At 43.4% G+C, this 14,075-nt stretch carries 12 protein-coding genes; 5 read left to right on the plus strand and 7 right to left on the minus strand.

What is annotated here, in order from left to right; genetic code table 11:
- The first annotated feature begins 79 nt into the window (after positions 1-79).
- Entirely contained in the window at positions 80-1,222 is a 1,143-nt protein-coding gene (locus G588_RS0100775) for a glucose-1-phosphate adenylyltransferase (protein WP_022776848.1), read from the plus strand.
- The gene (gene glgD / locus G588_RS0100780) at positions 1,222-2,340 is read left to right on the plus strand and encodes a glucose-1-phosphate adenylyltransferase subunit GlgD (RefSeq protein ID WP_022776849.1); all 1,119 of its coding nucleotides are present in this window, start codon (positions 1,222-1,224) and stop codon (positions 2,338-2,340) included. The genes G588_RS0100775 and glgD overlap by 1 nt, the downstream gene beginning before the upstream one ends.
- A gap of 103 nt (positions 2,341-2,443) precedes the next feature.
- Here glgD and G588_RS0100785 read toward each other — a convergent pair whose 3' ends face one another.
- Positions 2,444-4,504, minus strand: coding sequence for a methyl-accepting chemotaxis protein (locus G588_RS0100785; RefSeq protein ID WP_196804917.1), 2,061 nt, complete (start codon positions 4,502-4,504; stop codon positions 2,444-2,446).
- 262 nt (positions 4,505-4,766) lie between these two features.
- Between G588_RS0100785 and G588_RS21110 the strand changes: the two genes are divergently transcribed.
- Positions 4,767-6,230, plus strand: a complete 1,464-nt coding sequence (locus G588_RS21110; protein WP_026668496.1) for a methyl-accepting chemotaxis protein — start codon at positions 4,767-4,769, stop codon at positions 6,228-6,230.
- A gap of 222 nt (positions 6,231-6,452) precedes the next feature.
- A complete protein-coding gene (locus tag G588_RS22320) occupies positions 6,453-6,626 on the plus strand; it encodes a hypothetical protein (RefSeq protein ID WP_022776852.1) in 174 nt (57 codons plus the stop codon).
- 110 nt (positions 6,627-6,736) lie between these two features.
- Here G588_RS22320 and G588_RS0100800 read toward each other — a convergent pair whose 3' ends face one another.
- Complete coding sequence (locus G588_RS0100800) at positions 6,737-6,988, minus strand: hypothetical protein (RefSeq protein WP_022776853.1); 252 nt, start codon at positions 6,986-6,988, stop codon at positions 6,737-6,739.
- Positions 6,989-7,146: 158 nt separating this feature from the next.
- On the opposite strand from G588_RS0100800, the gene G588_RS0100805 reads away from it, so the two are divergent.
- Positions 7,147-7,872 (plus strand): hypothetical protein, encoded by a 726-nt coding sequence (locus G588_RS0100805; RefSeq protein ID WP_022776854.1) that lies wholly within the window; start codon positions 7,147-7,149, stop codon positions 7,870-7,872.
- Positions 7,873-7,969: 97 nt separating this feature from the next.
- Here the strand turns inward: G588_RS0100805 and G588_RS18630 are convergent, their stop codons facing one another.
- From G588_RS18630 to G588_RS0100830, 5 genes are read right to left on the minus strand one after another with little or no spacing between them, the layout of a single operon-like run.
- Entirely contained in the window at positions 7,970-8,221 is a 252-nt protein-coding gene (locus G588_RS18630; protein ID WP_022776855.1) for a hypothetical protein, read from the minus strand.
- A gap of 9 nt (positions 8,222-8,230) precedes the next feature.
- Positions 8,231-9,751: an ABC transporter ATP-binding protein gene (locus G588_RS23235; protein WP_022776856.1), complete on the minus strand. Its 1,521-nt coding sequence runs from the start codon at positions 9,749-9,751 to the stop codon at positions 8,231-8,233.
- A complete protein-coding gene (locus G588_RS0100820; RefSeq protein WP_022776857.1) occupies positions 9,738-10,730 on the minus strand; it encodes an ABC transporter ATP-binding protein in 993 nt (330 codons plus the stop codon). Before G588_RS0100820 ends, G588_RS23235 begins: the two co-directional genes overlap by 14 nt.
- Positions 10,731-10,742: 12 nt before the next feature.
- Positions 10,743-12,848, minus strand: coding sequence for an ABC transporter permease subunit (locus G588_RS21115; protein ID WP_022776858.1), 2,106 nt, complete (start codon positions 12,846-12,848; stop codon positions 10,743-10,745).
- Between the two features lie 17 nt (positions 12,849-12,865).
- Positions 12,866-13,918 (minus strand): ABC transporter permease, encoded by a 1,053-nt coding sequence (locus G588_RS0100830; RefSeq protein ID WP_022776859.1) that lies wholly within the window; start codon positions 13,916-13,918, stop codon positions 12,866-12,868.
- Between the last annotated feature and the right edge of the window lie 157 nt (positions 13,919-14,075).

Genomic DNA, 14,075 nt, shown 5'->3' on the forward strand with positions numbered 1-14,075 from the left:
CCGCTAAATATGTGTTATCATAGACATAGAATATTTTCACAAGAGTTCTTTTAAAAAAAGTAACAGGGGGAAACTAAATATGGCTCAAGTTGAAATGTTAGCCATGATTCTGGCAGGCGGTCGTGGCAGCAGGTTGAAAGACCTGACTACAAAAGTGGCCAAGCCCGCAGTTTTCTATGGCGGGAAATACCGTATAATCGACTTTCCACTTAGTAACTGTGCCAACAGCGGCATCAATGTAATCGGTGTGCTCACGCAGTACGAATCCGTTCTCTTAAACAGCTATGTTGCTCAGGACGGACGTTGGGGGCTCGACTCCAAGGACAGCGGCGTATATGTTCTTACTCCCCGCGAAAAAGCCGATGAGGGGCTTGATGTCTATCGCGGAACCGCTGATGCAATATCTCAGAATATCGATTTTATCGATAACTACAATCCCGAGTATCTTCTTATTCTTTCGGGAGATCACATCTACAAAATGAATTACGAAAAGATGCTTGCCTACCACAAGGAAATGGGCGCCGACGCTACCATTGCCGTTCGTCCCGTGCCCATGAAGGAAGCCAGTCGTTTCGGTATCATGAATACCGATGGCAAGGGCAAGATCGTAGAGTTTGAAGAAAAGCCCGCCAAGCCCAAGAGCAATCTGGCATCAATGGGTATCTATATCTTCAACTGGAAGAATCTTCGCAAGATGCTTGTTGCTGATATGAATAATCCTGACTCCGATCACGATTTCGGTAAGAATATCATCCCCAGGATGCTTGGCGAAGGTAAGAAGCTTGTTGCCTATGAGTTCTCCGGCTACTGGAAGGATGTGGGAACCATCGACTCCCTTTGGGAAGCTAACATGGATCTTCTGGATCCCAAGAACGAGCTCAATCTTAACGACTCCTCCTGGCTTATCTACACCGAGGATGTGTCCACTCTTCCTCAGTACATCGGAAAAGATGCCAAGGTTAAACATGCCTATATCACTCAAGGCGTTCGCGTTGAAGGTCAGGTTACCAATTCAGTTCTCTTTACCGGCGCTGTAGTGGCTCCCGGAGCGAAGGTTACCGATTCCGTACTCATGCCCGGCGTAGTCGTTGAAGAAGGCGCTGTGGTCACAAGAGCACTTGTGGCAGAGAATGTAAGAATAGGCGCCAAGGCCAAGGTCGGTCAGCGAAACAGTGAGAACATTCTGCTTGTTGCAAAAAATGTGAAAGGAGGTAACAAATAATGGCACCAAAAGCATTTGGCATTGTATCCTCCGCAGATAGCAGCATATATGTAGAGGGTCTTCATGATTACCGCCCTATCGGCTCCTTCTCATTCCTTGGAAGATTCAGGGTCATCGACTTCCCTATCTCCAATATGAGTAACAGCGACATCAACCGTATCCAGGTATATGTACGCTCCCGTCCCAGATCCATCGCAGAACATGTAGGATCCGGAAGACATTACAACATCAACTCCAAGCGCGGTAAGATACAGCTTCTTTTCTCAGAGAACAGTTCTACCCGTTCAATTTACAACACTGATATTTCGGCATTCCTTGAGAATATCGATATTATTCAGAGAATGCATCAGGACTACGTTATCATCGCTCCCAGCTACATGGTATATAAGCAGGACTACAGACAGGTTCTTGATGCTCATATCGCCTCAGGCGCCGATGTAACTCTTCTCTACCAGAAGGTAGATAATGCAAGAGAATACTTCAGAGGCTGCAAGATTCTTAACATGAACAAGCAAAAGGGTATTGAATCCCTTGAGAAGAACCTTGGTACCGCCAAGGAGAAAAACGTATTTATGGATACCTATTGCATGAGCAAAGAGGTATTTATCAATCTTATCAAAGAAGCTGCCTGGGAATCCTCCATCTACACTCTTGCTGACATCGTCAACATCAAGTGCAAGGAAATGGATATCAGAGGCTTCCAGCACAGAGGCTACTTTGCAGCACTTACCAGTCTTAATGACTATTACAATGCTTCTCTTGAGCTTCTTGATTACAACATTGCAAGTGACCTTTTCAGAGCAGAATGGCCCATCTACACAAGGACCACCGACTCCTGCCCCACCAAGTATCTCGATACTTCCAAGGTCACCAATTCCTTTGTTTCAAACGGCTGTGTGATTGAAGGCACCGTTGAAAATTCCATCATAGGCCGTGGTGTTACCATCAAGAAAGGCGCTGTTGTACGCAATTCCATCATTATGGCTTATGCCCAGATTGAAGAAGGAATCCGCGTTGAGAACGCCGTGGTTGATAAATGGGCCAAGATCATTCATGCCCAGAATGTCCATGGAGAGTCCGGAAGGCCTCAATATATCCGCAGAATGGACACACTGTAATACACCAGCAATACCAATGCAATCTATAAGGGCCGGTTCGGAAACGAACCGGCCCTTAATATTTTTAGGAGCAAACTTATTGTTATTATCTTAATTCCATTACTTATTTGATCTTGAACTTGCCTACGATCTCTTCCAGAGTTCCTGCGATAGCTTCCTGCTTGGAGGACATGTCATTTACATTGGAAACAACATCTGCCGCAGCCATTACGGAATCGTTCACTTGGCTTGACAAATCTGCCGTATCCTGAGTGGACTCTGCAATGTTCTGAATAGCCTTGGATACTTCTTCCATAGATGCTCTGATATTCTCAACCATCTGAGCGATGTTCTCGGAGGATCCGCCGAAGGAATCAGCGTCATCACCGTACTGTTTAGCAAGTCCTACGAACTTGTCATAATCAGGAGTAACTGTATCCTTGATAAATCCAAGGAGTTCGCCTGAAGAACTTGAAAGGGTTCCGAAAGCTCCCTGTACGCCGTCGATTGTTTCTCTGATCTGTTCAACCGCCTCAGATGTGCTGCTGGCAAGCTTGTTGATCTCAGAAGCAACTACCGCAAATCCCTTGCCTGCATCTCCTGCTCTTGCAGCCTCAATACTTGCATTAAGTGAAAGGAGGTTGATCTGATCTGCGATCTCTGCGATGGTATCGGCAAGTGTACCGATCTGATCAACGATCTTGGCCTTCTCGTTAGCTTCAATAAGATCAGCTTCTCTCTGCTCTGCAATGGAAATAGCATAGTCGTGAGCCTGTCTTGATTCTTTCTCAATCTCTTTAGCTCTTGCCTTGATCTCTGCAGCTTCGCTGCTGGTCTTCTCTGTCTCGGCAGCCAGCTGATGAACAGATGCGTTAACTTCCTCAACGGAAGCGTTAACCTGCTCTGTTGCGGCACCTGATGACATCATGGCATCGTTTACACCGGAGATATTGCCCTGAATGCTGTTGAACTGACTGGACAGCTCGTTTGCCATATTTGCAAGACCTGTAGAGGTCTCGGATACCTGTACGGATCCGTCGGAGATCTTGGTGATAACATCTTTGTTACTCTCAAACATGTTATTTAATGACTCACTCATCTGGCCAAGTTCATCCTGAGTCTTACTCTTGATCTTTTCAACGGTAAAGTCACCGCTGGCAAGTTCGCCTGCAAACTTTTTAACATTATTGATATTGCGGGCGATGCTCATTACGTATGTCCAGATAACTGCTGCGGCTGCCAAAAGTGCTATTACGCAGATGATAGTAAGCTTACGAACAGCTGAATTAACAGGAGCTTCCAGCTCTGTTATGTTCTTTCTGGTAATAAGCTTCCAGTTAACTTCCGGGATATTTACAAAGTCTATGATTATTCTGGTTCCGTTCTCCATGAAGGCTGCCATCTGAGGATCTTCATCACTCTTGGAAACGATCATCTCAGCAAGAGCTGCAAGCTCGGCATTTTCATCCGCAGAGATATTTACGCCATTCATAACATAGTCCTCATTATCGCAGGAAATATATGTTCCTACTGAGTCTACCAGCATAGCTTTTCCTGTCTCACCAAACTGGATGGCCTTAACCATATTGGCGATATCAGTTAACTCCATATCAACTGTAACGCAACCAACATATGCTCCGTTATCGTAAATAGGAGCAGAGCAGCTGGACATGACTTTTCCTGAAGTCGGATCATAATAAGGATTAGTTATGATTGCCTGTCCTTCTGACAAGGCTTTTGCATTAGTGTAGTATTCCTGGCTAAGATAATCATACTCTGCATTGCTGTAGTCCCAGGTCTCTACTATCTGAGTACCTTCCTTGTACCAGTAGGGGCCAATATATTTTTCATTTTCATCAAAAACATTTGGCTCAAACCATAGTCCCGAACCAAGCATGGAGTCATTCTCATTCAATATTTTGGAAAGAGTGGCTCCGTAGCTTTTCATATCCACAAACTTATAAGATGTGGATACCATTGCTGCGATATTTACAGCCGTTGTTCTGACAATTTCCAGGTTTCCATTCATCTCTTTTGATGCGGCAAGCGTGGTTGCATTCATCGCTTCCGTTGACTGCACCTGGATTTGCGATGACAGCTCTTTGCTTGCAATATAGGTCAGAAGAATCATCGCTATTGCAACAACCGGGAGTATGCACAACAACATCTTTGCCCTAATACTCATTTTCTTCATAATCCTTGCTCCTTATTCTGAATATTTGTATCAGTTTTGTGAATTGTTACACAAAATCCTATTTCAATTTTACATTATTGCCTTCAAATATAGTCTTAATATTGTGTAAATTTAAATTAAATAATGATAAACGTACAGCTACTTTTCTGATGTATATATAATCGTTTTTTAATAAATGTGTATTCTTTAATGTGATAAAATTTATACTAAGAAAATATGTGTGCTATTTACGCTTATGCAGAAAGGACTCTTTATGAACGCTGAACAATATCGTTGCGCAAACAGAAGCAGTTTCTATGTAACCGTGGTCATTTTAATGTGTGGTCTGGGTATCAATATCTTCAACGGATTCCGTGAAGGCTTTACCGGAGGAAAAATAGCCATCTTCATTGGCATCCTCATCGCCGGAATAATGGTCTTTGCAGGGAACATGGTATTTCCTACGATCAAAAGAGGAGCCATTCTAATAATGGGAGGTTCAACAATCTTCTATTTCATCCTCCTGATAGCCGAAGATAACCTGGTATATTTCGCCTTTGGTCTGCCGATTCTGATCTGCAGTATCATATATCTTAATGTTAGGCTATGTAAGGCAGGTATTGCTGCAATTATACTTTCTTTCCTTATTACCTGTTTGAAAGCCTACTTCGTAACACATACGCTTGATATGCTTCATGTACCGGCCTTTATCACTCTGGCTCTGGCCTTCATAGCATGCCTGTATACGGTAACACTTCTTACAAGATTCAATGAAGAAAACAACGCCGTGATCAACGAAAGTGCCGAAAAGACCATGAACACCGGTAATCAGATGGCTGAGATTGCCAATAACATAACCAATCTGTTCAATTCCTCTCAGGACAACATGCAGTCCCTTCAGGAGATCATCGAATCCCAGCATTCAGGTATGCAGGACATCGCCAGCAGTATGGAGAGCACAGCTCAAGCCATCACCGCCCAGGCCCAGAGAGTTCAGGAGATTCAGGAAGAGACAAATGCCACCGAGCAGCACCGCAAGAATATGACAACAGCTTCCGAAAATGCACAAACAGCTGTTGAGGAAGGTGTAAAGGGAATAAAAGCCCTCAAGGAAAAATCCAAAAACGTATCAGAACAGAGTCAGGTTACCGTTGATGCCACACAGGCTGTTATCAATAAGGTTGAAGAAGTTCAGAAGATCGTTGGTTCCATTATGTCAATATCCAAGCAGACCAATCTTCTTGCACTGAATGCCAGCATAGAGGCTGCAAGAGCCGGTGAAGCCGGCAAGGGCTTTGCGGTTGTAGCTAATGATGTAAGAGAACTTGCTGAGGAAACCAATACAGCTTCCACTCAAATCACCAACATCATCAACGAACTCAATGAAGATGTACAAAAGGCAATGGCCAGCATCGACGATACTGTTAACTCCGTTACCGAGCAGAACGAAATGATCGAATCCGTTGGTGAGAACTTCAACTGCATTGACGAAAATGTAACAGAGATGCTGTCACGCTTTGCTGAGATCGGCGAAGGCATGAAATCCATCGCATCCTCAACCACAGAGATCAACGATAGTATCTCCAATCTGTCAGCTACCAGTCAGGAGGTTGCTTCACTCTCCAATGAGGGCGTACGCTCCTCTGACGCAGCAGTTGCCAAGTTTGATGAGTTCAAAGGCATCCTGGGAGATATCTTCCAGCAGGCCAATAAGCTTAAGGATATGCAGACTAATTAAATTAATATCTTTTGTTGGCATTATTTAATCAATTTCACCGCCTCCGGCAGAGACTAATTAAGTGTCCTGCCGGAGGTTTTTTAATATTATGAATTTATAAATTTTTTAATTTTTTTCTACAAAAAGATTAACTTTTTATCCGATTTTACGATATAATATAAGAGAGCAGGATTTACCTGCGACTTAATTATTAGACTATTCAGGAAAGGAGGTAGACAGTGTATGACAGCTACATGTGATGTTAAGATGGAAATCATGGACTGCATCCGACGCGACTGTGAAGATGAGTACTATCCGGATCCGGAGAAGGTTGCTCATATCACCGGTTTGCCATTGGGGGTTGTTTTTGATTTGTTAATCGAACTTAAAAACCAGGGTTGTCTTGGAAAAAGATGATCTTTCTCAAATAAAACGGAGAAAACCATGGAAGATACGCAGTATTAAAAGGTCCTGTGCTGAATGAGCATAGGACCTTTTCCTTTTATATAAATATTCAGTTGATATTCTTAAAGCATCTCAACAGGCTCGTGTGAGAAATCTGCAATGCCGTTAGTGTACAGTGCTCTGACAAAATCAATGGCTCTCTGGCCGGACTCTTCTATCGCCACATTCTGGCTGTAGATATATTTGATACTGTCACCGGTACTAAGAAGGAAATCCATTTCTGTTCCGCTGATCTGACCATCGCCAAAGTCCAGCGGCTTAACTTCAACAGCTGTGACCTCTTTAACAACGCCTTCGCTAAAAAGAACTCTCATTAAAAACCCTCCTTGACACAAAGATTAAAATAAAAACACTTAACCATATTTTAACATCAAATTGTTGCAATTGCGATACTCTTTGGATAATTGTCTCATTTATGCTATACTAAGCTTTGTGCAAGAATTATAATTACTGAACATTAAAGGAGTTTTTTATGGTCAAATTTGGCAAAATCGGCGCTTATTTAACCGGCGTCTGTTTATCTATATCTCTTCTCACGGGATGTGTATCTTCCGCAGACAAGAATGCTGCCAAGGATACTGCCGACAATTTCCTCAAGGTAGTTGCTTCAGGTCAGACCGAAGGAATCAATGACTACTGTACCGATGAGGTTGCATCCGGCACCTTCGTCAAGCTCTTCGATTCCGGATACCTGGCAGAACAGATTCTCTCAGGTCAGGATACTTCGGATCTTACTGCGGAGACCTTAAGCGAACTGGATGAGTTCTGCAACCTCTTTTCCAACATGGTAACAGGCTATGAGGTCAAAGAAGTTACCGCCAATGATGACGGTTCTGTCACAGCCATCGCAACAATAACCACTGATTTTCCTGTAGATATCATCAAGAGCAGCTCCACCTCCGAGAAGGTAATGGAGGCCGCAGGCGCCTACTCTTCCGAACACGAAGAAGAGATTGCCACTCTCTACGCCGAGCAGGGCGAAGAAGCCACTCAGTCCAAGATACTAAATGATGTCTTTCTCGTAGCTTTGCAGACCTATGAAGACCTTATTAAGGCTTCCGCACCTCAGGACTATGCAATAGCCCTTAAACTTGAAAAAAACGCCGATACAGGCACTTATCTCGTAACAGGCGTAACAGATTATCTCAGCGCCGCTGAAGGAGCTACAACAGCCGCAGAAGAGACCTCTGTACAATAATCGACAATAGCTGATAATATCTGATCCAAGATAACAAAACACCCCGAAATTCCATATCAGGAATTTCGGGGTATTATTATGTCTATTTATAAGCTTATCAGAACAGACCAAGCAACAGCCATGCCAGCAGTACGATTCCAACAAGAATACCAAGGCTTATGGGTACTATGGTTATCCAGGCCGACACTATCATGGCAAAGAGATCACCTTTTTCAAGATTATCTCCCACCGTAGGCTCTATCCTGTCCTCATTTGGATCATAGTACTCATCGTCATAGATATCGGGAGTACTCTCCTTCTTGTCCTTATTTACTTTGAACAGTCTGTCTACTTTTCTATTCCACCACATACAATTACCTTATACGAGCTTATGGTGACAAGCTACGAAGTGATTAGGAGAAATCTCCTCCCAATCGGGAACTACATGCTCACAGATCTCTGTGCAGTACTTACATCTTGTGTGGAACTTACATCCCTTAGGAGGGTTAACAGGGCTGGGGATATCTCCTTCGAGAACAACCAGATCCTTCTTCTCCTCTGTTGTGGGAATTGATTCCAAAAGCGCCTTGGTGTAAGGATGAGCAGGTGAAGCAAAAATGTCTTCTGAAGTAGCAAGCTCAACCAGGTTACCAAGATACATAACACCGATTCTGTCTGAGATATACTTAACAACGGAAAGGTCATGTGTGATGAAAAGGTATGTAAGGTTCTTCTGCTCCTTAAGATCTGACAATAGGTTCAGGATCTGTGACTGAATTGAAACGTCAAGAGCTGAAACCGCCTCATCACATACAACGAATTTAGGGTTAACGGCAAGGCTTCGTGCGATACCGATACGCTGTCTCTGTCCACCGGAGAACTGGTGAGCAAATCTGTTAACGAAATAGCCTGCGAGACCACACTCTTCCATGATCTTGATAACCATGTCCTGCATTCTCTCGTTGTCTTTCTTGCAGTAGCTGTGAGCCTTAAGGCCTTCTCCGATAAGGGTTCCTACAGTCATTCTGGGATTCAGTGATGAATATGGATCCTGGAAGATATACTGAAGCTGATCTCTTATGAGACGAACCTCGTTGTAGGAGAGTCTTGCAAGGTCGATACCCTCGTCTCTGCAAGCTTCATGCTTATCAAACTCAGCGTTGCTCTTATAGTTCTGTCTAAGTTCCTCGATTCTCTTATCGATACCGGCGATGATGTTCTGATCATCCTTCATGGACTGCTCGAAAGAATCCGCCTTCTTCTTAAGAGAAGCAAGCTTGTTCTTTTCTGAATCTGTTGCCTTGTCGCCCTTCTTGTTTACAACGTACTCAAGCTCGTCATAATCAAGCTTAGCTGACTGATACTTGCCAATGTCCTTGGAAAGCTGAGCACAGGCATTGTATCTCTCCATATAGATCTTCTCGATGGGAGCAAGATCATCTGCAACGATGAAACCACCAACAAGGTTAACGATGTTGAGGTATGCATCCTCTGCAGTTTTCTTCTTGGCCATAAGGTCAGTGTGAAGCTGAAGTTTCTTCTTATCATCGGCTGCATCGTACTCTTTCTGAGCCTTTTCATAATCAGCCTGATACTCATTCATTTTCTTCTTGAGCTTGGTAAGATTAGAAACAGTCTTCTTTACATACTTAGGTGCAAGCTCATCCAGAGAAGAACCATAGTACATTGTTCTTCCGTCTGTCTGACGGTAAAGCTGAAGAAGTGTACGTCCAAATGTGGACTTACCACATCCTGACTCACCTACAAGACCAAGGGTCTCGCCTTCGTAAATATCAAGTGAAATGCCATCGTTGGCCTTTACGTACATTCCCTTTTTACCAACGGGGAAATACTGCTTTAAGTTTGTGATCTTCAGAAGGACTTTATCATTTTGTGGCATGACGATCCTCCTTTCTAGCATAGAAACATCTTACTAACTGGCCCTCGCGTACCTTGGTAAGCGGTGGCTCTTCGTTCATGCACTTCTCGGTAGCATATTTGCAACGAGGTGCGAACTTGCATCCCTTGGGAAGCTTAAGAGGATGAGGTACTGCTCCCGGGATAGCATCAAGTCTCTGGTTGGAAGGAGTATCAAGTCTCGGAATGGAAACCATAAGTCCTTCAGTATATGGATGTGAGTACTCTGAAACATGGAATACAGTCTCAGCATCTGTCAGCTCAACAACCTGTCCGCAGTACATAACGGCGATGGTATCAGCGATCTGTCTGATAACACCAAGGTCATGAGTAATGAAAATGATTGATGTATTGTACTCAGTCTTAAGGTCATTCATGAGCTTAAGGATCTGTGCCTGAATTGTAACATCCAGCGCAGTTGTAGGCTCATCGGCAATAAGAAGCTTGGGCTTGCAGGCAAGAGCCATAGCGATCATAACACGCTGTCTCATACCACCTGAAAGCTGATGAGGATACTGCTTGGCAACGATATGAGGGTTAGGGATCTTAACGTCCTTAAGCATCTCGATAACCTTCTCAGCTGCCTCTTTCTTGTTCATTCCCTGGTGGATGATGAAAGGCTCACTAACCTGTCTCTCAACAGTAAATACAGGGTTTAAGCTTGTCATAGGCTCCTGGAAAATAACTGAGATGTCGTTACCACGAACCTTGTACATTTCTTTCTCTGAAAGCTTGGTAAGGTCTTTTCCTTCGAAAAGGATCTCACCGCTGTCAATATATCCGTTACCGTCAAGAAGCTGCAGAATACTCATGGCAGATACACTCTTACCGGATCCGGACTCACCTACTACGCCAATGGTCTTTCCTTCATCAACCGAATAGGAAACACCGTTGACAGCTCTAACTATGCCCTTTTTTGTTCTAAAAAAGGTATGTAAATCTTTTAATTCTAATAAAGCCATCTTTATACTCCCTTATTTATCACGGTCAGATTTTGGATCCATTACATCTCGAAGCGTATCACCTACAATGTTTATACAAATACAGGTAACTGCAAGGAATAATGATGTAAATACCCACTGCCACCAGTAGTTCTTGATAATGGTTGAATTGTTGGCACCATTAAGCATGTTACCCCAGGTAGGTCTGGGATAGGTAACACCGAATCCAAGGTAACTAAGTGATGACTCTGTAAGCATACAGGTTGCAAAATCCAGGGTCAGTGTAACGAAGATGATTGATACGATGTTAGGCAGGATGTGTCTGAAAGCAATACGTCCCTCTCTTACACCCATAGCCTTGGCAGCCGTAACATACTCATTCTCACGGGCAACAAGAACCTGTCCTCTAACCATTCGTGCAAGACCTGTCCAGGTAAGGATACCAAGGATAGCCATCAGGATAAAGATCTTCTCATTCTCTGAAATATCCATCTGAGCCATGATAGCTGAAAGGATAAGTGCGAAAGGAAGGAAAGGAATAGCTGCAAAAATCTCTGCCACACGCATGAGGATGATATCAACAGCTCCTCCGAAGTATCCGGAAAGACATCCAACGATAATACCGATGATTGTAGAAATGATAACCGCTACAGCACCGATGGTCATGGTCATCTTACCACCCTGGATAATACGCTGGAAGATATCTGCGCCGTATCCGTCGGTTCCGAATAAGTATCCCTTAAGTCCCCACTTGCCAACAAGTGCATTATTTGAATCAACAGCGTAGCTCTGGAAAGCACCGGCAAAGATCTTAGCAGTCTTGCCGTTTACATCTGCAGGAACATCTGTCTGGTTAAGTGTTGAACCGCCCCATGAAAGCACTCTGCCCTCAGAAGTAAGAGCTGTATAGTGATAGGTTCCGGCAGCAAGCTGCTCAATTGTCTCACCCTCATGAAGCTGAGGCATAGGAACTGAGTCCTGAGGGAAGTTACCTGCAAAGAACAGGCTTCCGTCATCCAACAAACCGCAAAGGTGATTGTTTGTTGCATAAATTGATGTGATCTTTCTTCCGTTCAAGAACTTCTTGGAAGCCTTGGCGGAAGAATTGATGTTGGCACGATACTGATCGTAAAGGCCTCTCTTACCTGTGTAAACAGATGTACCCTGCTCGGTAAGACCAACTATATAGTTAAGTGTAAAGTCGATGTCAATAAGTCCATCCTTATCAACAAAGCTGTTGATATTCTGATAAGCATTGGTGTTACCCCAAATATAAAGCTTACCGTCGTTCATAAGGATAGCAGTACACTGATATCCGCAAACAAGCTTCTTAACATTGGCAACATCAATTGTTCCTGTTACAAGCTCTGTAGGCATAGGAATGATGTTCTCTCCTACAGAAACAGCCTTATCGATTTCCTTGGTTTCTTCAACCTCGGCTGCAACTTCTTCAGCAGCTGCTTCCTCTACTTCGGCGCCTTCCTCAGAAGACTCCTCTGCTGCAGAAACACCAGCCTCTTCAAGAAGAGCAGCGTCCTCATCGCTGACTGACTCCTCAGCCTCTTCAAGCATCTCAAGAACTTCCTTATCAGTTGTAACATACTGGCCATGCTTGTTGGAACCCCAGCCATAAACCTTACCGGTCTCACTGATGGCGATGATATGGTCGATACCTGCTGCTACATAAGCAATCTTGTCATTCTGTACAGACTCAGGAATCTCACCGATATTGATACCGGTTGTTCCAAGCTGTGTAGCTCCCCAAACATAAACCTTACCTGCATTTGAAAGTCCTACTGAGAATGAACCATAGCTGTCGATCATCTTGATATCATTCTTAAGTTCTGAGGGAACCTTCATCATGCTCAGTGTGGGAGCAACGTTTTTCTGTGTAACTTCAGTATAAGAATCATAATATTTTGGCATGAAAAGCGGTCCGATAAATACCAGCAAGAACATACCTATAACCACGCATAATGCTCCAACAGCGAGCTTGCGTTCCATGAAATTTCTGATTATCTGCTGAATTGGGGTTACTACTTCTTCAACATCCACGGAATTAGCAAGTTCTCTGCTTCCGCCGAAGAATGCTCTGCGTACCCAACCGCACATACGACTAAAAAAATTCTTCTTTTTCATCTCAATCTCCATGCTCCTTAGGCGCTTACTCTGACTCTGGGGTCAACAAGTCCGTATACAATATCGATTATCAGGTTGCCTATAAGAGAAATAGCAACATAGAAAAGCTGTAACAGTACAACTACGTCAAAGTCCTGTGTACGAAGTGACTGGATCATCAGCTTACCCATTCCGTTGATACCAAAGATATTCTCAAACATAAGTGATCCGCCGAAAATACCAAGGAACCATCCTACAACAAGTGTAACAATAGGAATAAGAGCATTTCTCCACGCATGGGAGTAGATAACTGCCTTCTCTGTAACACCCTTAGCTCTTGCAGTTCTGATGCAGTCAAGGGAAAGAGCATCGATCATAGAAGCTCTAACGTATCTTGTCATAGAACCCAGTGAGCAGAATGTCATAGTAATAAGAGGAAGTGCCATGTAGTACATTCTGTCTGTGAACCACTTCCATCCTGTGTAGTTACTTCCCGGTGTCTTCATACCACTGGGAGGGAATATTCCAAGCAGTGAGCAGAAGATCCATACGAAGAGGATAGCTGTAACGAAGGAAGGAAGTGAATAACCGATGATGGTTACCACCTGCATTACCTGATCGCCTTTGCTTCCCTTCTTAACGGCACAGACAATTCCAAGAGGGATTGTGATTCCAAGTGCCAGGATAGTTGCAAAAATATTTATGAAAACAGTATTCTTCATCGGCTGTTTAACAACGTTAATAACGTCATCCTTAAGCTCATAAGAATAACCGAAATCTCCCTGAATAAGTCCGGAGTACTCTCCGTAATAGTTTGGCATGAAGCCTATCCATCTAAGATACTTAACAACCATGTTTTTGGTATCAGTACCGTACTTACGCTGATATTCCACATACAAATCCTCAAACATCTTCTCTTTTTCAGCTTCACTGGCATTACGAAGACGAGTTTTCATTGTAGTCATCTCTGCTTTTGCATCTGTGTAAGCTCTGTTGTTTGGAACCAGATTGTATATAAGGAATAGTATAAAGGATAATACTACAAGAACAGCCAGCATATAGCCAATTCTCTTAAGGATATACTTTCCCATTTGATGAAACCTCCTAAAAATATCTTTCTATATAAACTACCCTGATCCGGGCAGAAATATTCGAAGTCATAATCAATCTATCAATTTAAATCTTTAACTCGTTAAACCAACATAAATCCACGGTCACGATATACTTCATCATGACCGTGGACCATAA

Origin of the sequence: Butyrivibrio sp. AE3009 (assembly GCF_000420845.1) — a bacterium.
Lineage (GTDB): Bacteria > Bacillota > Clostridia > Lachnospirales > Lachnospiraceae > Butyrivibrio.

Excerpts from the sequence above, each read along its gene's own strand:
- G588_RS0100775 (WP_022776848.1), top strand. The coding sequence starts at position 80 with ATGGCTCAAGTTGAAATGTTAGCCATGATTCTGGCAGGCGGTCGTGGC.
- glgD (WP_022776849.1), top strand. The coding sequence starts at position 1,222 with ATGGCACCAAAAGCATTTGGCATTGTATCCTCCGCAGATAGCAGCATA.
- G588_RS0100785 (WP_196804917.1), bottom strand. The coding sequence starts at position 4,504 with ATGAGTATTAGGGCAAAGATGTTGTTGTGCATACTCCCGGTTGTTGCA.
- G588_RS21110 (WP_026668496.1), top strand. The coding sequence starts at position 4,767 with ATGAACGCTGAACAATATCGTTGCGCAAACAGAAGCAGTTTCTATGTA.
- G588_RS22320 (WP_022776852.1), top strand. The coding sequence starts at position 6,453 with ATGACAGCTACATGTGATGTTAAGATGGAAATCATGGACTGCATCCGA.
- G588_RS0100800 (WP_022776853.1), bottom strand. The coding sequence starts at position 6,988 with ATGAGAGTTCTTTTTAGCGAAGGCGTTGTTAAAGAGGTCACAGCTGTT.
- G588_RS0100805 (WP_022776854.1), top strand. The coding sequence starts at position 7,147 with ATGGTCAAATTTGGCAAAATCGGCGCTTATTTAACCGGCGTCTGTTTA.
- G588_RS18630 (WP_022776855.1), bottom strand. The coding sequence starts at position 8,221 with ATGTGGTGGAATAGAAAAGTAGACAGACTGTTCAAAGTAAATAAGGAC.
- G588_RS23235 (WP_022776856.1), bottom strand. The coding sequence starts at position 9,751 with ATGCCACAAAATGATAAAGTCCTTCTGAAGATCACAAACTTAAAGCAG.
- G588_RS0100820 (WP_022776857.1), bottom strand. The coding sequence starts at position 10,730 with ATGGCTTTATTAGAATTAAAAGATTTACATACCTTTTTTAGAACAAAA.
- G588_RS21115 (WP_022776858.1), bottom strand. The coding sequence starts at position 12,848 with ATGAAAAAGAAGAATTTTTTTAGTCGTATGTGCGGTTGGGTACGCAGA.
- G588_RS0100830 (WP_022776859.1), bottom strand. The coding sequence starts at position 13,918 with ATGGGAAAGTATATCCTTAAGAGAATTGGCTATATGCTGGCTGTTCTT.